Genomic DNA, 19,680 nt, shown 5'->3' on the forward strand with positions numbered 1-19,680 from the left:
CTATCTGCAAATGCCTTCGATCTTGGCGCCGCTCCATGGGATCACCACATCGCGCTCGCGTTTGGCTCCGGGCAATGTTGAGAGATCAAAGTGTTTGTCGAGCATTTCATGCAGGCGTTTCGTTCTGGGGGCGTCGGGATCCAATGCACGGCAGCAGACATACTCCTCGACGATGGCGCCCTGTTGTTCGTAACCGTAGGCCAGAAAATCAGGCGAGGTGTCGAGGTCAAACAGATAGGGGTCTTTGCGCCCGCCATGTTCGGCCGCCGCGCGCAACGGATGATACCCGGTGGTCTTGCGGTTCTGCCATTGCCAGACATGGGTCAGTTCGTGTGCCAGCAACATGGCCGCGACCAGATTCATGCGTTCGGGATATTTGGACATGTAGTCGTCCAGATACCAGTCCTTGGTAAAATAGACATGGTTGAACAACGCAACGGCCGCCGGTTTGCCGCTGACAATGCCCTCTTTGACAGGCGGCAGAATACGCTCGCGACAAGCCAGACGCGGTCGCGCCTTGCGCTCATAAGTGATCTCGGTGACAGGGGCACCTTCGACAAGGCGAACACGGTTCAGATTCAGGGTGTCGCCGTGAATATTCTGTGCAAAATCCCGTTCCTGCTGCGTCAGTGGGCGACCACATGACGCGAACATAACGATGGTAAAAAACAGCAAGAAACGACGCATATTTAAAAGCCTAATGTGCCGTGCCGTCGCTGCAAGTGCTTTTCACAGGCTCATCGCCAGAACCCGGCTGATTTCCGTCAGCGACCGGTTTGACTGATCCATCCAGATGTTGAAGGCTTGCTGCACCGCTGCCATGGCTTTCTTTGAAGTCGGCGCCTTGTCGATCACACCTTCTGCAATTAGGCGCGCGGTCACGTCCTGCGACAGGATAAAGCTGTCACGCCCGGCAAATCGCATGGCGTATTGGGCCGAGGCGCCCCCCAACCGGGAACCGCGTTTGGCCAGCATCGCCAACAACCCGACATAATCGGTTGATGGCCAGCCACCTAGCACTTGTCCGGCACCGCCTTCTTCGCGCAATTCCAGCAGGAAAACCGCATTTTCCCGAACCGTGGCGATCTTGGTGCCGTTGCGCACGATGCGGGTGTCCTGCAGCAAGGAATCGAATTTCTCATCATCCATGAACGCACATCGCCCGACATCGAATCCATCGAAAGCGGTCTCGAACCCATCCCACTTGGCTTCGATGACTTTCCAGTTGAAACCGGCCTGAAACACACATTTCGTTATGATCGAAAGCCAGCGATCCTCAGGCATGTCTGCAAGCTCTGCCGGGTTTTTGGGTTTGCCCAGCTTTTCCTCCAATGCATCAGGCCCTCCATGGCGCTCTGCCGCGATGTCAAAGATTTCGTCAAAGTTGCGCATGGGTCATGTCCTCCGCCATAGATGCTGCCAATTTGAGCCGCAGTTACAAGAGGCTAATTTATGGTCACTGCTAACTGCTTAGACTTCCTGCAGCACCCTTCATCCTGATTTTTCGAGAAAAAATAAAAGAAAAGCTCGACAAACGAGGGGATTCGGGTTTGTGATTGACTCGTCAATCAATGTCTTGAGCCGAAAATCACCCGATATTCGCGCGCTTGGACAATTGAGTTGCAGTGCTGGTGGGGCATAACGGTACGAAAGGGCGATGATAATTCCGCCCTGTAGCAAACTGTTCACTTTCCTTTTCCGGCCAAATTTGTGCATGTTGCGACATGGTATTGTCGACAGACAAGTCAGCCGGCGGGCAAACACCTGCCGGGGTGGGCAAAAACAAAGAAGACAGGGAGTAATTCCATGAAAAAACTGAGTGTAAGCCTTTTGGCCCTTGCAGTTGCGGGTACGGCGCAAGCGGCAGATATGGGTGCAGTGGACGAGCCGATCAAACTGGCCATCAACGAATGGACAGGTCAGCACGTTACGACACATGTTGCAGGCGAAATGCTGAAGGCTGCTGGCTACAATGTTGAATTTGTCACCGCAGGAATGATGAACCAGTTCCAGGCACTGGCGGATGGTGACATCGACGCGACGCTGGAAATCTGGTCCTCCAACGTTTCCGATGAATACGCCAAGAAGATCGATGAAGGCACTGTTGTTGAAATCGGCGATCTGGGTCTGGATGCGAAAGAGGGCATTGCCTATCCGGCGCATGTGGCTGAACTGTGCCCCGGACTGCCGGCATGGGAGGCACTGAACGAGTGTGCGCAGCTGTTTGCAACAGCTGAAACCCTGCCATCAGGTCGTCTGGTCGATTATCCGGCTGACTGGGGTACTCCGGGTGCGGACCGCATGGTTGGTCTTGAGCTTCCGTTCAAGGCGGTTCCTGCAGGTTCCGAAGGTGCACTGATCGCTGAACTGCGCGCATCGACCGAGCGTAAGTCGCCTCTGCTGATCACCTTCTGGCAGCCGCACTGGGCGATGTCGGCCTATGATGTTCAGTTTGTCGATCTGCCTGCAGGTGAAGAAGCATGCTTCAACGATCCGGCATGGGGCCCGAACCCGAACGCTGTGAACGATTGTGACTTCTCGCCTTCGCGCATTTTCAAGGCCAGCTGGAGCGGCATGGAAGATAAGTGGCCGGCAGCTTATGAGATCCTGTCCAACTATCAACTGGCGGTCGAAGACCAACAGCCAATGATGGGCGCGATCGACGTTGACGGCGGTCAGGTCGAAGAAGTTGTCGCCGCATGGATGGCTGAGAACGAAGACAAATGGCGTCCCGTTGTCGACGCGGCGACCAAGTGAGCCACATAAGTGACTGACACGACTACGCCAGCCATTGCCTGCCAGAATCTCTGGCAGGTCTTTGGCCCGGGCGCCGACAAAGCCCTGACCGACGCGCTGTCTCGGTCAGGGAACGACGCAGACAAAGCCGCAGCCGAGCTGCGCGAACAGGGGTTCATCCCGGCCGTTCAGGATGCCAATTTCGAAGTTCGCGATGGCGAGCTATTCGTCATTATGGGCCTCAGTGGCTCGGGCAAGTCCACGTTGATCCGCTGCATTTCGCAATTGCTGCCCGGTACGGGCGGTGAAATTCGGATCGAAGGCGAAAACGTCGTCGGAGCATCCAAGAAAAAACTGACAGAACTGCGCCGCAAAAAACTGGGCATGGTGTTTCAGCATTTTGGTCTGTTTCCACATATGACCGTTGCCGAGAACGTGGCCTATCCGCTCAAGGTTCAGGGGGTCGGCCGAAAGGAGCGCCGTGCCCGTGCGCAGGAAGTGATCTCGCTTGTTGGGCTTGAGGGGCGCGAAGACAGTTTCCCGCGTCAGCTTTCCGGCGGTCAGCGCCAGCGAGTGGGAATCGCGCGCTCACTGGCCGTAAATCCCGATATCTGGTTTCTGGACGAGCCGTTTTCAGCGCTTGATCCGCTGATCCGCCGCCAGTTGCAGGATGAATTTCTGCGCATTCAGGCGACACTGAAGAAATCCATCGTCTTTATCACCCACGATATCGCCGAAGCGCTGAAGCTTGCGGATCGCATTGCCATCATGCGCGATGGAAAGATTGTCCAGATTGGTACGCCATCTGACATCGTTCTTCGACCCGTGGACGATTATGTGCGTGAATTCTCGAAAGATGTGGCCAAGGGTCAGCACGCCAAAGTCGCTTCGGTCATGCGCGAAGGCGATGCAGAGCGTGGCCCTGATGATCCCGGTCTCACAACCGCGATGACACTGGATGCAGCCCTTGCGCATTGCATGGAGCTGTATGAACCGGTCCCGGTACGTGATGAAAAGGGTGAGATCGTAGGCACGGTGCATCCATCGGATCTGGCTGCAGCCCTACAGGTAGAAGAGACATGAGCGCGGTCACCGATGTGCCCACGTCTGGTTCGGCCCGTCTGACGGCAGGCGCGCAGGCTGCACTGATCACGCTGATTGTTGGTGCAATCTGTCTTGCGCTCGAATCCGTGATGCCGTGGTTAATCAAATGGCCCGCAGCTTGGGAATTGCCTGCAACAGAATGGGTGGGATCATTCCTTGCCTGGTTCCTGAACGGCATCAAACCGGCTGCCCGGTTGTTTTCTGACATCATGACTTATCCAATGGATGCGGCGAACTATGTGCTTGGCAACACGCCGTGGCCGGTACTGATCGGATTGGTCACAGCGCTGGGTTGGTATCTGGGTGGCTTGCCAATGGCTGCACTGGGTTTTCTGGGCCTGAGCTTTGTTCTGGCTTCCGGCTATTGGGCAGAAAGCATGAATACCCTCGCGCTGGTTGCGGTGTCCGTGCCCGTGGCGCTGATCGTGGGCGGTGCAATCGGTATCCTTGCGAACGAGGTGCCGAAGGTAAAATCGATTGTTCAGGCTGTGCTCGACATCATGCAGACGGTGCCAACCTTTGCCTATCTGACGCCGCTATTGCTGCTGTTTGGTTTTGGCCCTGTGGTCGGCCTAATCGCTTCGGCGATCTACGCTGCACCACCGATGGCGCGGAACGTGATGCTGGGCCTCGAGCGGGTCGAGCACGAGGTGAAAGAGGCCGCCATCATGTCCGGTGGTTCGCGCCTGCAACAGTTGTTTCAGGTCGAAATCCCATCTGCCGCGACGCAGATCATGGTTGGTGTGAACCAATGCCTTATGGCTGCATTGTCGATGGTTATCATCGCGGCGGTCATTGGCGGGTTTAATGATATCGGTTGGGAAGTTCTGCTGACCATGCGTAAGGCGCAGTTTGGCGAGTCACTGCTGGCGGGCCTCGTCATCGTGGTGTTTGCCGTTGTGATCGACCGGATGAGCGGTACGCTGGCGATCGAGCGCAAGCGCTATGACCGGCGCGTTGTCTGGGCGATGCTGGCATTCACCGTGCTGTTTACGGTCGCCTTCTGGGCATGGCTGCCAAATCCGTCCGACCTGACGCTGCTGGATCCGTTGGCCGAGGCGGTGGACAGCGGCTTGACGGCCTTTACCCAGAACAACGGTCCCTGGCTCGATAGCCTCAAGAACAACTCAATGTTCTACGTATTGCTGCCTTTGCGCATCGGCCTAGATCAGGCTGTCTTGCCATTCACATGGGGTTTCATGTGGACCCCGGCTATGAGCTATGGCCTGTTCGCAGCCGGTGCAGTGATTGCGCTGATTATGGCATGGCGCGGACATCTGACTGGCGGGCTGGTTGTACTCATTCTGATTGGCATCCTCGAAACCGGCATCTCAAACCTGCCCTGGCCCTTCGTGCTGACTGGCGCGGCGGCGCTGGGCTGGGTTGCCGGTGGCTGGCGTCTGGCCGCGCTGTCGGTGGGGCTGCTTTGCACGATTCTGGTTTCCGGCTTGTGGGAAAGGGCATTGCTGTCACTTTATCTTAGCGGTGCAGCGGTATTTTCCTGTGCTGTCGTAGGCGGGCTGATCGGTCTGGCCAGCGCAGTCTGGAGCCCCGTCTGGAAGATCGTTCGCCCGATCTGTGACATGTTGCAGACCATTCCACTGTTCGTCTTCCTGATCCCGGTTCTCATGGTATTCCAGATCGGTGAGTTCTCGGCGTTTCTGGCGATCTGCGCGTATGCAATCGTCCCCATGATCCGCTACACGCGGCATGGGCTGGTCAACACACCGGACGAGATGATGGAGGCAGCGATTTCCAGCGGTGCAACCGAATGGCAGATCCTGCGTGATGTGCGGGCGCCTTATGCAGCGCCAACAATCCTGTTGGGTCTGAACCAGACGATCCTCTACGCCTTCGCCATGCTGGTGATCGCGGCGCTGATCGGCACCACCGGTCTGGGCCAGTCGATCTATCTGGCGCTGGGGCAGGCGGATGTCGGGCTGGGTATTTCAGCTGGTGCAGCGATGGCGATCCTTGCTTTGATCGCCGACCGTATGGTGCAGGGCTTTGCCGAGGAACGGCGCAAAGCTCTGGGACTGTAGAAAAAGGGCAGGGGCGGCGCGGCCGCCCCTTTTGCCCGAGTTTGACTTTGAACAAAGACGACGTGTTCAGCAGGCTGTAATTCGGGCGAAAAGAGTTCGGAGATTACCATGGCCGGTTGGGGCTCATTTCTTGCAGCACTTCTTGTTTTTCTGCTCAGCCACGTCATCCCTGCGCGCCCCGCTGTGCGTGAACGTCTGATAGATACACTGGGCATAACCGGATATTTTGCGGCCTATTCCACGTTCTCTCTGGCTGTACTGGCGTGGTTGATCATAGCCGCGGCGCAGGCGCCCTATGTCGAGATCATCCCGCCACTTGCGGTCTTTCGCTGGGTTCCTTTGCTGGTTATGCCGGTGGTGTGTTGGTTGGCTGTTGCAGGTCTGGAAATCCAGAACCCGTTTTCGTTCGGTGGGCTTGGGCGCAAGCCGTTTGATCCGGACAACCCCGGTATCCTGCGCACGACGCGCCACCCGATCCTAGTCGCGCTCATGCTCTGGGCGTTTGCGCATATGCTGGCAAATGGCAGCCTGTCCCACGTCATCCTGTTTGGGCTATTTGCCGGATTTGCATGGATGGGTATGGCTCTGATTGATCGACGGAAACAGCGTCAGTTGGGGCAAGACTGGGAACGCCTGTCGCGTAACACCGCACGTCTGTCGCTCCGTATACCAAAGCCCTTGCCGCGCGCATGGGTCTGGCTGACGGCAATTGTGGCCTATGCGGTCCTTCTCCACATGCACGCACCTGTGATCGGCCTCTCTCCGTTGCCGTAATGCGGGGGAGTGGTCGCAAGCGGTCATGCGTGCTATCTGAAACGTCACATCTGGTACTATGAGGGTCTCTCAATGAATCTGGCCTATGTCACAACCACCGATCGGGGTGCAACCGACCGCCTGCTGAGTGCGGTGGCCGAGCGCCTGTTGGCCCGTGGGGCAAAGCTGTCCGGAGTGGTGCAGACGAATACGGAATGCGCTGACAACAGCAAGTGCGACATGGATCTTCGGGTTCTGCCGGATGGAGAGACCATTCGTATTTCCCAGTCGTTGGGTACGATGTCGCGTGGCTGTAGACTGGACCCCACGGCACTTGAGCAAGCGGTAGGCTATGTCACTGCGTCACTGGCTGAGGCCCCCCAACTGCTGATCATCAACAAATTCGGCAAGCACGAAGCTGACGGGCGCGGTTTTCGCCCAGTGATCGGCGAAGCGCTGGCGATGGATATTCCTGTACTGGTTGGCGTGAACGGGCTGAACCATGACAAGTTCCAGCTGTTTACCGATGACGCGGCTCAGGCTTTGGATCCAGACCTGGACAGCATCGAGGCATGGTTCGACCGTGTCACCGGTCTGCGCCCGGCTGCTGAATAACCCAAGTCACGCTGCGTAATGTGCTGAAAACCAGACTTGTTTCATGGTCTTGCCGCTGCAATCCTCCTTGGAATTGGGGAGGAGAACGAGCATGTGGAGCAATTGGGCCGGAAACGAAACCGCACAGATAACGCCGGCAAGGCCGATATCGGTCGCGGCATTGCAGCAGGCGGTTGCTGCTCCTCAATCCATGCGCGCGGTGGGGGCAGGGCATTCCTTTACCCCGGTCGTATCCGGCGCTGACCGGATCATTGATCTTTCGGATCTCGATGTCCCGACTGTTTTGCAGGTCGATGGCGACAAGGCATGGGTCAACGCCAATGCGCGCCTGCGTGATCTTTCACCGGCTCTGGCCAATCATGGGGTCGCCTTTCGCAATCTTGGCGATATCAACACCCAATCGCTTGCGGGTGCGGTTTCGACCGCGACTCATGGAACGGGACGTGAGTTGCCGTGCCTGGCGGCGGAAATCACTGCCGCACGCTTTGTTGCAGCCAATGGCGAAATGTTATCCACAGACGATATTTCACTGGAAATGGCACAGGTCACGCTCGGCCTGCTTGGTGTGCTGACCGAGGCGCAGATCAACGTCGTGCCAAAATACAATCTACACCGCCGGGTACGCCTGTCTGCCTTACAGGACAGCCTGGATACCATGCACGACAATTGGGCCGGGAACCGGAATTTCGAGTTCTTCTACATCCCCTTCACAGGCAAGGCCGTTGAAATTCGCCACGAATTGACTGACGCGCCCGAAACCAAGGCCCCGCGTGATCTCGACATGATTGCCGTCAAGGTTCTGAAACTGGCGCGGAATGCGGGTCATCTCAGTGCCGGTTTGCGGAGGGGGCTGTTGCACCTGCTAACACTGGCGCAGTCGGATGAGGATTATGTAGGCGAAAGCTGGCAGGTGCTTTGCAGTGACCGGCGTATCCGTTTCAAGGAAATGGAGTACCATCTGCCACCTCAAACGGCAGAAGACGTCCTGAAAGAGGTCATCCTGCTCCTCGAGCGTCACCACAGGGATATCTATTTCCCGATTGAGGTTCGGCAGACAGCGGGTGACAACGCGGCGCTTTCACCTTTTCAGGGCGGCCCTCGTATTTCGATCGCAATTCACAGCGATGCGGATGAGGATCATGAGCGCTATTTCAATGCCATCGAACCCCTGTTCGTCGAAGCGGGTGGCCGTCCGCATTGGGGTAAGATGCACGGCCTGACTTACAAGGAACTTTCGGGGCTTTATCCCGATTTCGATCGGTTCTGCACCTTGCGAGAGGAACTGGACCCGACCGGGAAATTCCTGTCGCCTGCGATGGCACGGCTGTTCCGGCCATGAGCGACAATTACCTTCGGCAGCTCTCGGACACGCTGAAACACCATGGTGTGGACAAGCCGGTCGCGGTGGTGGATCTGGACCGACTTGATGCGAATTGTGCGGCAGCCACAAAGGGGGCAGATCAGGGGCTCGATTATCGCTTGGTGGCAAAATCTCTGCCCTGCCTGCCCTTGTTGGATCACATCCGGTCAAAGATACCCACATCGGGCCTCATGACGTTCTCGGAGCCGATGCTGCTGGCGCTGCTCGCGGCTGAGCCTGAGATTGACCATCTGTTGGGAAAGCCGTTGCCGGTAACTTCGGCAGCGCGCGTTCTGCAGGTGCAACCAGTTGCCGCCCGTCGTGTGCAGTGGCTGATTGATACCCCCGCGCGCCTGGCAGAGTATCTGGATTTGGCTGAGAGGATCGAAACCACACTTCGTCTGTCGCTCGAGCTGGACATCGGCCTGCATCGGGGGGGTATGACGCCCGATCAGGTCTCGCAGGCTGATATGCAGATCGACGCGCATCCTCACGCGGTTCTGTCCGGTGTGATGGGGTATGAGGCGCATCTGGCAAAGCTTCCTTCGGTGTTGCGCGGGGCGGCCGCCCAGTCCTGCACGGAAGCGTACCGTCGTTCGGTTGAGACCTTGGGGTCGGGCAGGGGTGATCTTTGCCTAAACACCGGCGGCAGCCTGACATTTCAGAGTTATATGGCCAGTGGATCAGCGACCGAGGTCGCCTTTGGTTCTGTGCTGGTCAAGCCATCAGACTTCGATCATGCCACAACACAAGCGTTTTCACCGGCGCTGTTGCTGGCGACGCCAATTCTGAAAGTAATGCCGGGCAACCGGATGCCCGGATTGGATTTTCTTGGCCCTCGTCGGCGCACCGATATTGCGGTGTTCGGCGGACATTATTTGGCCGAACCCGCCTATCCCGAAAAGTTTAAGTATTCTGGCATCTTTGGCCGATCTAGCAATCAGGAGGTCTGGACCGGACCAAAAGCAACGCAGGCGCAACCGGGTGACATTGCACTGCTGCGCCCAAGCCAGAGCGAAGCGGTCCTTAATCAGTTCGGCTTGCTACTTGGCATTCGCGGCAATGAGGTCGTCCATGAATGGGGATGTTTGCCAAACTAAGGCAGGGTCGAGCGAAAAGAGCGTGCCGTTTAGACTGATAGCCCGACCAGTGCCACGCCTGCAGCCATAAGAACAGCCGCACCAAGGCGGCGAATCCAGTTACCCTCGCGCAGAAAGATGAAGCCGATTAGCGCAGCAAATATAACTGAGGTCTCGCGCAGGGCAGATACGGCACCCAATGGGGCAAAGTTCTTGGCATACAGAACCAACCCGTATGCGATCATCGACACGAGCCCTCCGAGGATACCTATACCCCAGACCTTCAGCGGCAGCTCGCGCAGGACGGCCCGTTTCCGAACAGCAACAAAACCGGCAATGAACAGATGCAGGAATGCCCCCCAGGCCCAGTAGCTGAGCGTATTGTTGGACAGACGTACCCCAATGCCATCCACTACTGAATACATCGAGATACAAAATCCGGTGCACAGAGCAAAGAACAATGCAGCTCGATCAACGCCGGAACGCAAGGCTTTCCAACTGCTTAGCTGAATGCCGAATGCAATCAGCAGAATTCCCATCCAGGCTTGCAAGGGCAGGCTTTCGCCCACAAGCAGAAACGCCCAGAGGGCAACCAGTGCCGGAACAATTCCCCGGGCGATCGGATAGACGACGCTTAGATCGCCGTGCTGATAGGCCTTGCCCAGCATGAAGTAGTAGCCAAAGTGCACAACGGTCGAGATCAGGATGTAGGGAAAGCTCTCCATACTTGGCAGAGGCAGCACGGCAATCATGATACTTGCCGGAATTACATGGCCAAAAGCCACCAAACCCAACGTGGTTGTGCGGTCGGCGGCTGTTTTTACAATCGCATTCCAAACCGCATGCAAAAGTGCCGCCGACAAGATGATGCAGATCACAAACAGGCTCACCAGCAGACCTCGCGAATTGGGGCGTCTGTTAGTCGGCCCAGATGGTTAGTTCTCCGTGCACGGATTCGCTGTGTGAAAAGCCGCGCCAGAATCTCTTCGGTTAGTCCGAAGCCTAACGACCGGCAATAAGCGTATTCTAGGATGAATCCTCAAACATTTTTTCCAATAGCGACATTGATTCGGAATATGTCGCGCATTGGCGACGCATAAGCAGGTAGGATTTGAGAATATGCAGCAAGGCGTATGGCCTACCACTTTTGTCTAGCGTGCAGTAACTATCTGATGCTGAAGAAAGTGGTGGGCGACCCTGGAATCGAACCAGGCGTGCGTCTCCGCGAGGGAGTTACAGTCCCCTGCCACACCTTGCGGCCTGTCGCCCACTGTCAGGCGTTGCACCTGACGTGGAGGCGTGATTACTAGCGCGCCAAAGGAGCGTCAACAGGAAAATTCCGCTTTGGCGCAGGAAACATGTTCCACGGCCCGGAGGCCAGCAAAATGAAGAAACCCAAGTGGGTGATTGAAAAGGAACAGACGCGAAAAGCGGCTGGATCCGAAACCGTCTGGTTGTTTGGTTTGCACGCGGTTCGCGATGCGCTGATGAACCCGAACCGGCAGAAACTACGCCTGATCGTAACCCGAAATGCCAAAGATAAACTGGCTGAAGCCATTGATTTTGCAGGTATCGAGCCAGAGATGGTAGATCCACGCAAATTTAGTGCTCCGATAGATCCCGGCTCTGTCCATCAGGGCGCCGTGCTTGAAGTTAAGCCGCTGGAGTGGGGTGGTCTGGCTGAAAACTGCATTGGTCAGGAAAATCCAAGGGTGCTGCTGCTCGACCGGGTTACTGATCCGCATAACGTTGGTGCGATTCTGCGTTCAGCCGAAGTGTTGGGTGCCTCTGCTGTGATCGGCACCCGACATCATTCAGCGCCCGAAACCGGGGCTTTGGCAAAAACGGCGAGCGGTGCTTTGGAGCGTCAGCCTTATTTGCGGGTTCGCAATCTGGCAGATGCAATAGTGGAACTGCAGGGGATGGGATTTCTTGTCCTGGGTCTGGACGGCGAAGCACACGAGACCATCCAAACTGCATTGGATGGCAAACGCGACCTTCCTGTCGCGCTGGTCCTAGGTGCCGAGGGGCCGGGTTTGCGTCAAAAGACCAAAGAGACAGTAGATCAATTGGTTAAAATCGACGCATCAGGCGGATTCGGTTCGTTGAACGTTTCAAATGCGGCTGCGATCGCCTTATATGCTTCCAGACACCATTGACAGGAGAGCGCCATTTCCAGCCCGTCCAAAATCGCCACCTGCTGCTATTGCGGAACGCGCGCCGCGCTGGTTCTGAAAGGTAATCAGCGGCATGAACTGAGCTGTTCAAGCTGCGGCGCCCCGCTGCACGATATGAAGATGATTCCCAAGAGCAAGGTCTCAGACAGTTCCTCTGCGCGCAGCGGCGCGGGCAAGGCGCAGTTCGAAAAGAAAAAGAAGAAGAAAAAGAAGAAGGGGCTCTTCTCGCGCGCGCTTGATGAAGCATGGGACGTGATCGAAGATATATTCGACTGATGCGGCAGCAGCGACACGGGTGTTCACAAGCTTGTCATCAGGGGTTCCGCCAGCGCCAAAAAATTGCATTTTGAGACCCTAAGAATCCAGAATCCAAAGTTTCAATGCTATCCCGTCGTTCCCTGATTGCCAGTTTTGCTGCCGCCTTGTTTGCTTCTGCGCTGCATGCGCAGGATAGGCCTGTGTTCTACGCAGATGATGGTCTTGCAATGGCAGGCTATGATGCAGTCTCCTACTTTGACGAAGGTGTGCCCACGCGCGGCCAACCCGAAATCGCAGTAATGTGGAAAGGGGCCGAGTGGCATTTCTCTTCACAGGAAAATCGCGAGCGGTTCGAAAGTAACCCACGTGCATTTGCGCCTCAGTTCGGGGGGTACTGCGCTTATGCCATGACTTATGGTTCGCTCAGCAGCACTGATCCGAATGCCTGGAAGATCGTGGAAGGCAGACTATACCTGACCCACTCTCCTGCAATCGAACGGATGTGGGACAGGAACCTGACACAGAATATTCGCATGGCCGAAGAATACTGGCCGGCAGTTCTATATAAGAACTAGGCGGATTTCTGCTTTTTGCGGTCTGTCATCACAAAAATGCGCGCTCCCTCTTTTTTTTGAGAAACTCATGCTTAAATGTCACAGTGACCGCGGAATGGAACTGCCGCGGGTCATTTCACTGTCCCTCGTTCCAAAACTTGCGCCCAAGAGATTCTTGGGCGCTTTTTTCTTTTGGGGACACCGGATAGGGTGCAGCTATGCCGGATTATTCAGATGATTTCCTCAAAACGATCCTGCGGCGTACTAAGGTGATCGCCGTTGTTGGCGTCTCCATGAATCCGGTGCGGCCCAGCTACTATGTGGCGCGATATCTGTCGCTCAAGGGATATACGGTCATTCCGGTCAATCCGGGCCACGCGGGAAAGGAGCTGTTTGGTCAAACAGTTCGCGCTACGCTTAGCGAAATTCCGGAACCAGTTGATATGGTGGATATATTCCGGAGATCTGAAGCTGTCCCGCCGATTGTGGAGGAAGCTCTGCAAGCCTTTCCGGAACTGAAAACCATCTGGATGCAGATCGGTGTCGAAAATCCGGAAGCCGCCGAAACGGCGCAGGCTCGTGGTGTCGAGGTGGTAATGAACCGCTGCCCTAAGATCGAGTATCAGAGACTTTTTGGTGAGCTTCGTATGGGCGGTTTTGCGACCGGTATTATTTCGTCGAAACTCTGACCTTTATTCGTTGAAAGCCGGTGTAAGTTCGGCCAACTGCTCCTGACGTCGCTTTTCCAGAACAACCTCACGCGGGACCCATTCGTAACGGGTATCTTCAACGAGCGGTGCCCAGAACAAAACGCCGCCATAGCGCCAGGGATCCAGAACAATCCCGTCATACATCGATTCACCCTTTCGGCTGATTATCGCCGTGCTGTGATCGATTCGGAACGGATTGTCGGCGTTTGCAATCGCGCGATGCAGCGTGAGGGTCTGAAAATTCTCCTGCCTGAGGCGCCGCTCGATATCTTCGGCCCAGTGCCAGCACAGCCCGCGCGGACGCAGCCCCTTGTTGACCTTGGCATTGTGGATCAAGGGCGGATCAGTGATCTCGTACTCCTGCACCAGTTGGGCTGTGTAGGCATATGTGATGCTTGCCGCCCGGTTGGCTTCTTCGGGGTCGATATCAGGTCCGAGGCTTTGTATTTCTGCAGCGAGGCGTTGGACTTCGTCTCCGGTTGCGGGTGGCGGGGCGGAACACGCACCAAGCGTCACCATCGCAAGCACAGCCAGCACACAGGCAAAGGGTCTGATCATTCACGCGTCCTCTGATCGGTCCTGCGCCGGAGCGCCTCGATCTGTGACTATAAGGCGTGGAATGTCGTGACGGAACCCGTCCAATCAGCTGTCGGGCCGCGCAGCCTTTTCAGCAATACCGCTGATGCCCTGACGCTTTGCCAGTTCAGTCAGCACATCATCCAGAGGTACATCCCGCGCGGCCAGCATAACCAGAAGGTGATACAGCACATCCGCGGCCTCTGAGGTCAGTTTGCCCTGATCACCTTTGACGGCTTCGATAACGGCCTCAATGGCCTCTTCCCCGAACTTCTCGGCGCATTTTTCAGGGCCCTTGGCCAGCAATTTGGCAGTCCAGCTGGATTCGGGGTCGGCATCCTTGCGGGCCGCAATGGTGTCAGCCAGTTCTTGCAGGATATTCATGTCAGCCTCATCGGAATGCCTGCGGCAGCCATATGTTCCTTGGCTTCGCGGATTGTGTATTCGCCGAAATGAAAGATCGAGGCAGCCAGCACGGCGCTAGCACCGCCTTCGGTAACGCCCTCAACCAGGTGGTCCAGATTGCCTACGCCACCTGATGCGATCACGGGAACGTCCACGGCTTCGGAAATGGCGCGTGTCAGGGGCAGGTTAAAGCCCGCCTTGGTGCCGTCGCGGTCCATCGAGGTCAGCAGGATCTCACCCGCGCCTTTGGCGACTACGGTTTTGGCGAACTCCACGGCGTCAATGCCAGTTGGCTTGCGCCCGCCATGGGTGAAAATTTCCCACTTCCCCGGGGTAACGGTTTTTGCATCGATCGCACAGACAATGCACTGGCTTCCAAACTGGTCGGCGGCTTCGGCGATGACATCCGGGTTTGCCACGGCGGCCGAGTTGAAGCTGACCTTGTCCGCTCCGGCCAGCAAAAGGGCACGCACATCGTCTTTGGTGCGCACGCCACCGCCCACGGTTAACGGCACAAAGCACTGTTCGGCCGTGCGTTGCACCACATCAAACATGGTGCCCCGGTTCTCATGCGTGGCGTGGATGTCCAGAAAACAGATCTCGTCAGCGCCGGCCTCATCATAGGCTTTGGCCGATTCCACGGGATCACCTGCGTCGCGCAGGCCGACAAAGTTGACACCTTTGACCACGCGGCCATCGGCGACATCGAGGCAGGGAATGATGCGGGTTTTCAGCATAAGACATCCTTTGTTGGCGCACCTCTACCGGCAAAGCCCCGCCGATGCCAGACTTGTGATTGTCACATCCCTCAAAGCTGTGAAAACTGTCCCTAAATTCATCAGGAGATCAATGAGATGCGTAAACTCTTTCTCGCGACCACATTCATTCTTGGGGGAACTGTCGCAGCAATGGCGGACGATATTATCAAGGTAAACACCGACAAATCAGTGCAGGAGGTCATGGATGCGCTTGAGGCGGCGGTTGGCAATGCGGGTGCAACCGTCTTTGCCCGCGTAGATCACGCGGCCGGTGCCGAAAAGGTTGGGCTGAGCATTCCGGCCAATCAGGTTCTGATCTTTGGCAACCCCGCGCTGGGTACGCCTGCCATGCAAATCGATCCTCGTGCCGGGCTGTTCCTGCCGCTCAAGGTGCAGGCATATCAGGACGCGGACGGTCTGGTCTGGTTGGCCTATGAGGATCCCAAAGAAACGATGGACGAGCTCGATGAAGTCGAGAAGTCCCCGGTCATCGAAAAGATGCGCGGCGCGCTTGCCAAGCTTACGGCTGCTGCCGCTGGCTGATCTACGCAGGCTCAGGCCATCTGGTCGCCCGGCTCACGCGTGCAAGCGCGTTTCGGGCGATCAGGATGTGAAAGGGCAGAATCGCTGCCAGATAAAGCCTACCACCCAGATTGTGTCGGTGGACCCATGTGGCAAGCGAAATCCGACCACCCTCAGAGTGCACTGAAACCCGGAAATCGAGATGCCGGTCATTGAAACCAGCAATCACCTCGGTTTCATCTTCATGTTCCACCGGGAAGATACCAACCTTGTCCACCGCGTCCGGTCCGGTGTTGCTGAGCCCGAATGGTGCAACCAATAGACCCCTCAATCGAACTAGCGCGATGGCCCAGGACGGAAACGCCGTGATGATCTCTGCCGCCTGACGAGGCGGCAGATCAGATGGGACGCTAAAGCAATCCAGGAAATCGCCCGACTTCAGGCGGTTATGCAGCAGGCTTGATGTCGGTAGTGCTGATCGACTTACCAGTGATTTGAACATTCGGCTACGCTCTGAGCGTTGCCAGAGCCTCCTTCAGGTCAATGGCGCCATCATACAGCGCACGGCCAGAGATGGCACCGTTCAGACCTGCGCCACAATCGCGCAGGGCGATGAGATCAGCAATTGAGGAAACGCCACCCGATGCGATGACCGGGATCGATACAGCGCGGGCCAGATCGGCAGTCGCCTCGATATTCGGGCCCTGCATCGCGCCGTCGCGGTTGATGTCGGTGTAGATGATTGCCGCAACGCCAGCGTCTTCAAAGCTGCGGGCCAGATCCGTGACCTGTACGTCTGTTTCTTCAGCCCAGCCTTTGGTTGCGACTATGCCGTTGCGGGCATCGATGCCCACGGCGACCTTGCCGGGAAAAGCTTTGGCTGCTTCACGCACCAAATCAGGGTTTTCGACGGCAACGGTTCCCAGAATCACGCGTGCCAGGCCTTTGTCCAGCCATGTCTCGATTGTCGCCATGTCCCGGATGCCGCCGCCCAGCTGTGCAGGGACTTTGCATTCCTTCAAAATCGCTTCAACCGGGGCAGCATTCACAGGCTCACCCGCAAAAGCTCCGTTCAGATCAACCAGGTGCAGCCATTCGCAGCCCGCCTCGACAAAGGCGCGTGCCTGTGCTGCCGGGTCGTCGTTGAATACGGTGGCTTTGTCCATTTCGCCGCGCAGCAGGCGAACGGCCTGGCCGTCTTTGAGGTCGATGGCGGGGTAGAGGATCATGTGACGCGGCCCTATATGACAGTTGTTCGCGCGGGATATCGCACAAGCGGGGCAGGGGATGCAACGCGACGCTAAGTCAATCTTGCCCGAAGGCATTCAGCGGGTCAGACTGAAGTCAAAACAGGGAGAAGATCATGAAGAAGCTTACACTCGCAGCTGCATTTGCTGCTATGGCAACAGGCGCTTTTGCAGATCCGGTTGACGGGTTGTGGAAAACCCAGCCTGGTGACACCGGCGGCTATCTGCACGTTTCGATTGCACCTTGTGGCAGCGCCATCTGCGGCACAATCGATACCGCCTTTGACGCCGATGGCAATGAGCAGCTGAACTACGAAAACCTCGGCAAGCAGATCATCTGGGACATGGTCCCTGAAGGTAACGGCAGCTATGACGACGGTAAGATCTGGGCGCCGGACCGGAACAAGACCTACAGCTCGAAAATGTCGCTGGACGGCCAGAACAAGCTGACCGTCAAAGGCTGTGTGGCTGGTGGGCTGGTCTGCCGCGGTCAGACCTGGACGCGGGTTCAATAACCCGTCACGGGGTCCAGGTCAGGAAGTTCCCGATCATGCGCAGCCCCACATCCTGACTTTTCTCAGGGTGGAACTGCATCCCAACCATCGTGTCACGGCCGATCACGGCCGTGACCTCCTGCCCATACTCCACATAAGCCAGACGTTCGGCCGGGTTATTGACCCGGAAGTGATAGGAGTGAACGAAATAGACGTGATCCCCGGATTTGACGCCGTCAAATACAGGGTGGGCATTTTCCAGAACCAGATCATTCCAGCCCATATGCGGCACCTTCAGTGTGCTGTCTGACGGCTCAATCCGCACAACATCGCCCGCGACCCAGTCCAGCCCATCGGTCTCGGAATACTCGTGACCTTTCGAGGCCATGAGCTGCATGCCCACGCAGATACCCAGAAACGGACGGCCTTTCTGTTCGACGGCCTCGACCATAGCGTCGTAGATGCCCTTGTGCCCGCGCAGCTCGGCGGCGCAGGCCGGAAAAGCTCCATCGCCGGGCAGGACCAGCCGATCAGCTCTTGAGACCACATCGGCATCCGAAGTCACAACAACTTCGCCCGCATCCATCTCACTCGCCATGCGCTGAAACGCCTTTTCGGCGGAGTGCAGGTTGCCGCTTTCGTAATCGATTATGGCAGTCAGCATTTATAGCGCGCCTTTGGTTGACGGGATCGCGTCGGCCTTACGCGGATCGGTCTCAACCGCCAGACGCAATGCACGGGCGACCGCCTTGAACGCGGCTTCGGCGATGTGGTGGCTGTTGAACCCGTGCAACTGATCGATGTGCAACGTGATACCGCCATGTGTGCTGAGCGCCTGAAAGAACTCACGGACCAGTTCTGTATCGAAGTTGCCGATCTTGGGCGTCGGCAGGTCCACGTTCCAGATCAGGAAAGGACGGCCCGACAGGTCCAGCGCGCAGCGGACCTGTGCATCATCCATGGGCAGGTGGCACTCGCCATAGCGGCGGATACCTTTCTTGTCGCCCAGGGCCTGCGTCAGCGCCTGACCCAGCGCGATACCGGTATCCTCGACCGTGTGGTGGTCATCGATGTGGTAATCACCCTTGGCACGGATCGTCATGTCGATCAGCGAATGACGCGCAAGCTGATCCAGCATGTGATCGAAGAATCCAACGCCGGTCTGGTTGTCATAGGTACCGGTGCCGTCAAGATTGACCTCGACCGTGATCTCGGTCTCGGCGGTCTGACGGCTGATCTTTGCGCTGCGCATGGGCGAATTCCTTTTGCTACAGGCGCGCTTATAGACGGGGTAGGGCAGAGGTTTCCAGACCGCCCGTACCATTCGCGGCAAACTGTTGCGGCGCAATCAGGGGATTGCGCCCGCAGTGCCACCATGTCAGCCTGCCGCCAACAAAACAAACAGGGCCAATATCATGTCCACCTGCGTATTCATTCAGATCCGTTGCAAGCCTGGCACCACCTATAAGGTCGCCGAGGATATCGCCTTGCGGGAAATTCACTCCGAGCTCTATTCGACCAGCGGTGAATACGATCTGTTGCTCAAGCTCTACATCCCGGAAACCGATGATGTGGGCCATTTCATAAACGAAAACCTGCTGGTGATCCCGAATATCGAGCGTTCGCTGACCACCATGACCTTCAAGGCGTTCTGACTAGATCGAGGCCTCAGACATCGAACCTTGTTGCGGCGCGCAAGCCAGAACCGCGCCGTTGCGTGATTGCTGATCAGTTGTTCCTGCCCGGAGCAACTGATGAACACCGAACAGCACCATCAACGGAACAGCAAGTGAGACAAGGTAGTTGTCTCCCGCAAATTGAGACCACACGACCCCGAATGCGCAAACAATCAGCAGCACGACGGAATGAGTGCGCTTTTGATTAGTGCTGCTGGGCTGATAGCTTAAAAACCCATTTGGGGCGAAGGCGGTCAAAATCAGACCGGTCACAAAAACGCTCATCAGAACCAGCGTTGCGATATTCCCGATCAAAAGCGTCGCGGCATCTCGATATCCCGCAAGAACTAGGCCTTCGATCAACGGAGTGATTGTGATCATGAAAATGTTGATCCCAAGCAGGATTGGCTGAGGCCGCAGGACATTTCTGGCATATGTAACGCACACCGCTGCCGCCAGAACCGTCCCAACCCATCCGGCCAGTTGCAGGTCACCTGTTGCGCGAAACAGAACCATGAAACTCACGCCCGGAAGGTTCTCAAACATCTCAAGAAGCAATCGCTTCTGGTTGTTTCCCGGCATGGTTTCGAACCCTCTCAATCGATCATTATCTT

The 19,680-nt window shown here is 56.8% G+C and carries 25 protein-coding genes and 1 tRNA gene; 14 read left to right on the plus strand and 12 right to left on the minus strand.

Annotated features, from left to right (window positions below; translation table 11 throughout):
- Together ACR0CW_RS02075 and ACR0CW_RS02080 are read right to left on the minus strand one after the other, a co-directional pair.
- The gene (locus tag ACR0CW_RS02075) at nucleotides 1–687 is read right to left on the minus strand and encodes a hypothetical protein (protein WP_155147279.1); all 687 of its coding nucleotides are present in this window, start codon (nucleotides 685–687) and stop codon (nucleotides 1–3) included.
- A 42-nt stretch (nucleotides 688–729) separates the two neighbouring features.
- Complete coding sequence (locus ACR0CW_RS02080) at nucleotides 730–1,392, minus strand: DNA-3-methyladenine glycosylase I (RefSeq protein ID WP_480786656.1); 663 nt, start codon at nucleotides 1,390–1,392, stop codon at nucleotides 730–732.
- Between the two features lie 414 nt (nucleotides 1,393–1,806).
- On the opposite strand from ACR0CW_RS02080, the gene ACR0CW_RS02085 reads away from it, so the two are divergent.
- The 7 genes from ACR0CW_RS02085 (at nucleotide 1,807) to ACR0CW_RS02115 (ending at nucleotide 9,710) form a co-directional block, all read left to right on the plus strand.
- Nucleotides 1,807–2,757, plus strand: a complete 951-nt coding sequence (locus ACR0CW_RS02085) for an ABC transporter substrate-binding protein (protein WP_155147283.1) — start codon at nucleotides 1,807–1,809, stop codon at nucleotides 2,755–2,757.
- A 9-nt stretch (nucleotides 2,758–2,766) separates the two neighbouring features.
- The gene (locus ACR0CW_RS02090; protein WP_368669808.1) at nucleotides 2,767–3,819 is read left to right on the plus strand and encodes a quaternary amine ABC transporter ATP-binding protein; all 1,053 of its coding nucleotides are present in this window, start codon (nucleotides 2,767–2,769) and stop codon (nucleotides 3,817–3,819) included.
- Nucleotides 3,816–5,882 carry an ABC transporter permease gene (locus ACR0CW_RS02095; protein ID WP_480786657.1) on the plus strand — a complete coding sequence of 689 codons (2,067 nt, stop codon included), beginning with the start codon at nucleotides 3,816–3,818 and terminating at the stop codon, nucleotides 5,880–5,882. The genes ACR0CW_RS02090 and ACR0CW_RS02095 overlap by 4 nt, the downstream gene beginning before the upstream one ends.
- Nucleotides 5,883–5,990: 108 nt before the next feature.
- The gene (locus tag ACR0CW_RS02100; protein ID WP_480786658.1) at nucleotides 5,991–6,656 is read left to right on the plus strand and encodes an NnrU family protein; all 666 of its coding nucleotides are present in this window, start codon (nucleotides 5,991–5,993) and stop codon (nucleotides 6,654–6,656) included.
- A 72-nt stretch (nucleotides 6,657–6,728) separates the two neighbouring features.
- A complete protein-coding gene (locus ACR0CW_RS02105; RefSeq protein ID WP_480786659.1) occupies nucleotides 6,729–7,250 on the plus strand; it encodes a DUF2478 domain-containing protein in 522 nt (173 codons plus the stop codon).
- A 91-nt stretch (nucleotides 7,251–7,341) separates the two neighbouring features.
- Nucleotides 7,342–8,589 carry a D-arabinono-1,4-lactone oxidase gene (locus tag ACR0CW_RS02110; RefSeq protein WP_480786660.1) on the plus strand — a complete coding sequence of 416 codons (1,248 nt, stop codon included), beginning with the start codon at nucleotides 7,342–7,344 and terminating at the stop codon, nucleotides 8,587–8,589.
- A complete protein-coding gene (locus ACR0CW_RS02115) occupies nucleotides 8,586–9,710 on the plus strand; it encodes an alanine racemase (RefSeq protein WP_480786661.1) in 1,125 nt (374 codons plus the stop codon). The genes ACR0CW_RS02110 and ACR0CW_RS02115 overlap by 4 nt, the downstream gene beginning before the upstream one ends.
- A gap of 29 nt (nucleotides 9,711–9,739) precedes the next feature.
- On the opposite strand, the gene ACR0CW_RS02120 is transcribed toward ACR0CW_RS02115, so the two are convergent.
- Together ACR0CW_RS02120 and ACR0CW_RS02125 are read right to left on the minus strand one after the other, a co-directional pair.
- Nucleotides 9,740–10,579 (minus strand): EamA family transporter, encoded by an 840-nt coding sequence (locus ACR0CW_RS02120; protein ID WP_209016239.1) that lies wholly within the window; start codon nucleotides 10,577–10,579, stop codon nucleotides 9,740–9,742.
- A 295-nt stretch (nucleotides 10,580–10,874) separates the two neighbouring features.
- Nucleotides 10,875–10,958: transfer RNA gene (locus tag ACR0CW_RS02125), tRNA-Tyr, on the minus strand.
- A gap of 116 nt (nucleotides 10,959–11,074) precedes the next feature.
- On the opposite strand from ACR0CW_RS02125, the gene rlmB reads away from it, so the two are divergent.
- From rlmB to ACR0CW_RS02145, 4 genes are all read left to right on the plus strand, one after another.
- Nucleotides 11,075–11,848: a 23S rRNA (guanosine(2251)-2'-O)-methyltransferase RlmB gene (rlmB, locus tag ACR0CW_RS02130; protein WP_480786662.1), complete on the plus strand. Its 774-nt coding sequence runs from the start codon at nucleotides 11,075–11,077 to the stop codon at nucleotides 11,846–11,848.
- Nucleotides 11,849–11,860: 12 nt separating this feature from the next.
- Nucleotides 11,861–12,142: a hypothetical protein gene (locus ACR0CW_RS02135; protein WP_170331834.1), complete on the plus strand. Its 282-nt coding sequence runs from the start codon at nucleotides 11,861–11,863 to the stop codon at nucleotides 12,140–12,142.
- Nucleotides 12,143–12,246: 104 nt separating this feature from the next.
- Entirely contained in the window at nucleotides 12,247–12,699 is a 453-nt protein-coding gene (locus ACR0CW_RS02140) for a YHS domain-containing (seleno)protein (RefSeq protein WP_480786663.1), read from the plus strand.
- A 197-nt stretch (nucleotides 12,700–12,896) separates the two neighbouring features.
- A complete protein-coding gene (locus ACR0CW_RS02145) occupies nucleotides 12,897–13,367 on the plus strand; it encodes a CoA-binding protein (protein ID WP_480786664.1) in 471 nt (156 codons plus the stop codon).
- 3 nt (nucleotides 13,368–13,370) lie between these two features.
- Here the strand turns inward: ACR0CW_RS02145 and ACR0CW_RS02150 are convergent, their stop codons facing one another.
- From ACR0CW_RS02150 to hisF, 3 genes are all read right to left on the minus strand, one after another.
- The gene (locus ACR0CW_RS02150; RefSeq protein ID WP_480786665.1) at nucleotides 13,371–13,946 is read right to left on the minus strand and encodes a hypothetical protein; all 576 of its coding nucleotides are present in this window, start codon (nucleotides 13,944–13,946) and stop codon (nucleotides 13,371–13,373) included.
- A gap of 84 nt (nucleotides 13,947–14,030) precedes the next feature.
- A complete protein-coding gene (locus ACR0CW_RS02155) occupies nucleotides 14,031–14,348 on the minus strand; it encodes a phosphoribosyl-ATP diphosphatase (RefSeq protein WP_155147304.1) in 318 nt (105 codons plus the stop codon).
- Nucleotides 14,345–15,106, minus strand: coding sequence for an imidazole glycerol phosphate synthase subunit HisF (gene hisF / locus ACR0CW_RS02160; RefSeq protein WP_480786666.1), 762 nt, complete (start codon nucleotides 15,104–15,106; stop codon nucleotides 14,345–14,347). The genes ACR0CW_RS02155 and hisF overlap by 4 nt, the downstream gene beginning before the upstream one ends.
- Nucleotides 15,107–15,223: 117 nt before the next feature.
- Here hisF and ACR0CW_RS02165 point away from each other — a divergent pair, with 117 nt between their 5' ends.
- Nucleotides 15,224–15,670, plus strand: coding sequence for a DUF302 domain-containing protein (locus ACR0CW_RS02165; RefSeq protein WP_480786667.1), 447 nt, complete (start codon nucleotides 15,224–15,226; stop codon nucleotides 15,668–15,670).
- 1 nt (nucleotide 15,671) lies between these two features.
- Here ACR0CW_RS02165 and ACR0CW_RS02170 read toward each other — a convergent pair whose 3' ends face one another.
- A complete protein-coding gene (locus ACR0CW_RS02170) occupies nucleotides 15,672–16,151 on the minus strand; it encodes a DUF2867 domain-containing protein (RefSeq protein ID WP_480786668.1) in 480 nt (159 codons plus the stop codon).
- Nucleotides 16,152–16,155: 4 nt separating this feature from the next.
- A complete protein-coding gene (hisA, locus tag ACR0CW_RS02175; protein ID WP_480786669.1) occupies nucleotides 16,156–16,878 on the minus strand; it encodes a 1-(5-phosphoribosyl)-5-[(5-phosphoribosylamino)methylideneamino]imidazole-4-carboxamide isomerase in 723 nt (240 codons plus the stop codon).
- A gap of 134 nt (nucleotides 16,879–17,012) precedes the next feature.
- Between hisA and ACR0CW_RS02180 the strand changes: the two genes are divergently transcribed.
- Complete coding sequence (locus tag ACR0CW_RS02180) at nucleotides 17,013–17,411, plus strand: DUF2147 domain-containing protein (protein ID WP_170331709.1); 399 nt, start codon at nucleotides 17,013–17,015, stop codon at nucleotides 17,409–17,411.
- 4 nt (nucleotides 17,412–17,415) lie between these two features.
- Here the strand turns inward: ACR0CW_RS02180 and hisH are convergent, their stop codons facing one another.
- Both hisH and hisB read right to left on the minus strand, forming a co-directional pair.
- Entirely contained in the window at nucleotides 17,416–18,054 is a 639-nt protein-coding gene (gene hisH, locus ACR0CW_RS02185; RefSeq protein WP_480786670.1) for an imidazole glycerol phosphate synthase subunit HisH, read from the minus strand.
- A complete protein-coding gene (gene hisB / locus ACR0CW_RS02190) occupies nucleotides 18,055–18,642 on the minus strand; it encodes an imidazoleglycerol-phosphate dehydratase HisB (RefSeq protein ID WP_155147315.1) in 588 nt (195 codons plus the stop codon).
- Nucleotides 18,643–18,805: 163 nt separating this feature from the next.
- Between hisB and ACR0CW_RS02195 the strand changes: the two genes are divergently transcribed.
- The gene (locus ACR0CW_RS02195; protein ID WP_155147317.1) at nucleotides 18,806–19,045 is read left to right on the plus strand and encodes an Lrp/AsnC family transcriptional regulator; all 240 of its coding nucleotides are present in this window, start codon (nucleotides 18,806–18,808) and stop codon (nucleotides 19,043–19,045) included.
- On the opposite strand, the gene ACR0CW_RS02200 is transcribed toward ACR0CW_RS02195, so the two are convergent.
- Nucleotides 19,046–19,648, minus strand: a complete 603-nt coding sequence (locus ACR0CW_RS02200) for a hypothetical protein (RefSeq protein WP_480786671.1) — start codon at nucleotides 19,646–19,648, stop codon at nucleotides 19,046–19,048.
- Nucleotides 19,649–19,680 lie beyond the last annotated feature (32 nt).

The organism is Ruegeria sp. CH6 (assembly GCF_056537005.1).

Coding starts and splice junctions, on each gene's coding strand:
- ACR0CW_RS02085 (WP_155147283.1), top strand. CDS start 1,807: ATGAAAAAACTGAGTGTAAGCCTTTTGGCCCTTGCAGTTGCGGGTACG.
- ACR0CW_RS02180 (WP_170331709.1), top strand. CDS start 17,013: ATGAAGAAGCTTACACTCGCAGCTGCATTTGCTGCTATGGCAACAGGC.
- ACR0CW_RS02095 (WP_480786657.1), top strand. CDS start 3,816: ATGAGCGCGGTCACCGATGTGCCCACGTCTGGTTCGGCCCGTCTGACG.
- ACR0CW_RS02075 (WP_155147279.1), bottom strand. CDS start 687: ATGCGTCGTTTCTTGCTGTTTTTTACCATCGTTATGTTCGCGTCATGT.
- ACR0CW_RS02165 (WP_480786667.1), top strand. CDS start 15,224: ATGCGTAAACTCTTTCTCGCGACCACATTCATTCTTGGGGGAACTGTC.
- hisF (WP_480786666.1), bottom strand. CDS start 15,106: ATGCTGAAAACCCGCATCATTCCCTGCCTCGATGTCGCCGATGGCCGC.
- ACR0CW_RS02145 (WP_480786664.1), top strand. CDS start 12,897: ATGCCGGATTATTCAGATGATTTCCTCAAAACGATCCTGCGGCGTACT.
- ACR0CW_RS02200 (WP_480786671.1), bottom strand. CDS start 19,648: ATGCCGGGAAACAACCAGAAGCGATTGCTTCTTGAGATGTTTGAGAAC.
- ACR0CW_RS02155 (WP_155147304.1), bottom strand. CDS start 14,348: ATGAATATCCTGCAAGAACTGGCTGACACCATTGCGGCCCGCAAGGAT.
- ACR0CW_RS02150 (WP_480786665.1), bottom strand. CDS start 13,946: ATGATCAGACCCTTTGCCTGTGTGCTGGCTGTGCTTGCGATGGTGACG.
- ACR0CW_RS02110 (WP_480786660.1), top strand. CDS start 7,342: ATGTGGAGCAATTGGGCCGGAAACGAAACCGCACAGATAACGCCGGCA.
- ACR0CW_RS02100 (WP_480786658.1), top strand. CDS start 5,991: ATGGCCGGTTGGGGCTCATTTCTTGCAGCACTTCTTGTTTTTCTGCTC.
- hisH (WP_480786670.1), bottom strand. CDS start 18,054: ATGCTGACTGCCATAATCGATTACGAAAGCGGCAACCTGCACTCCGCC.
- ACR0CW_RS02170 (WP_480786668.1), bottom strand. CDS start 16,151: ATGTTCAAATCACTGGTAAGTCGATCAGCACTACCGACATCAAGCCTG.
- rlmB (WP_480786662.1), top strand. CDS start 11,075: ATGAAGAAACCCAAGTGGGTGATTGAAAAGGAACAGACGCGAAAAGCG.
- ACR0CW_RS02115 (WP_480786661.1), top strand. CDS start 8,586: ATGAGCGACAATTACCTTCGGCAGCTCTCGGACACGCTGAAACACCAT.
- ACR0CW_RS02080 (WP_480786656.1), bottom strand. CDS start 1,392: ATGCGCAACTTTGACGAAATCTTTGACATCGCGGCAGAGCGCCATGGA.
- hisB (WP_155147315.1), bottom strand. CDS start 18,642: ATGCGCAGCGCAAAGATCAGCCGTCAGACCGCCGAGACCGAGATCACG.
- ACR0CW_RS02195 (WP_155147317.1), top strand. CDS start 18,806: ATGTCCACCTGCGTATTCATTCAGATCCGTTGCAAGCCTGGCACCACC.
- hisA (WP_480786669.1), bottom strand. CDS start 16,878: ATGATCCTCTACCCCGCCATCGACCTCAAAGACGGCCAGGCCGTTCGC.
- ACR0CW_RS02105 (WP_480786659.1), top strand. CDS start 6,729: ATGAATCTGGCCTATGTCACAACCACCGATCGGGGTGCAACCGACCGC.
- ACR0CW_RS02140 (WP_480786663.1), top strand. CDS start 12,247: ATGCTATCCCGTCGTTCCCTGATTGCCAGTTTTGCTGCCGCCTTGTTT.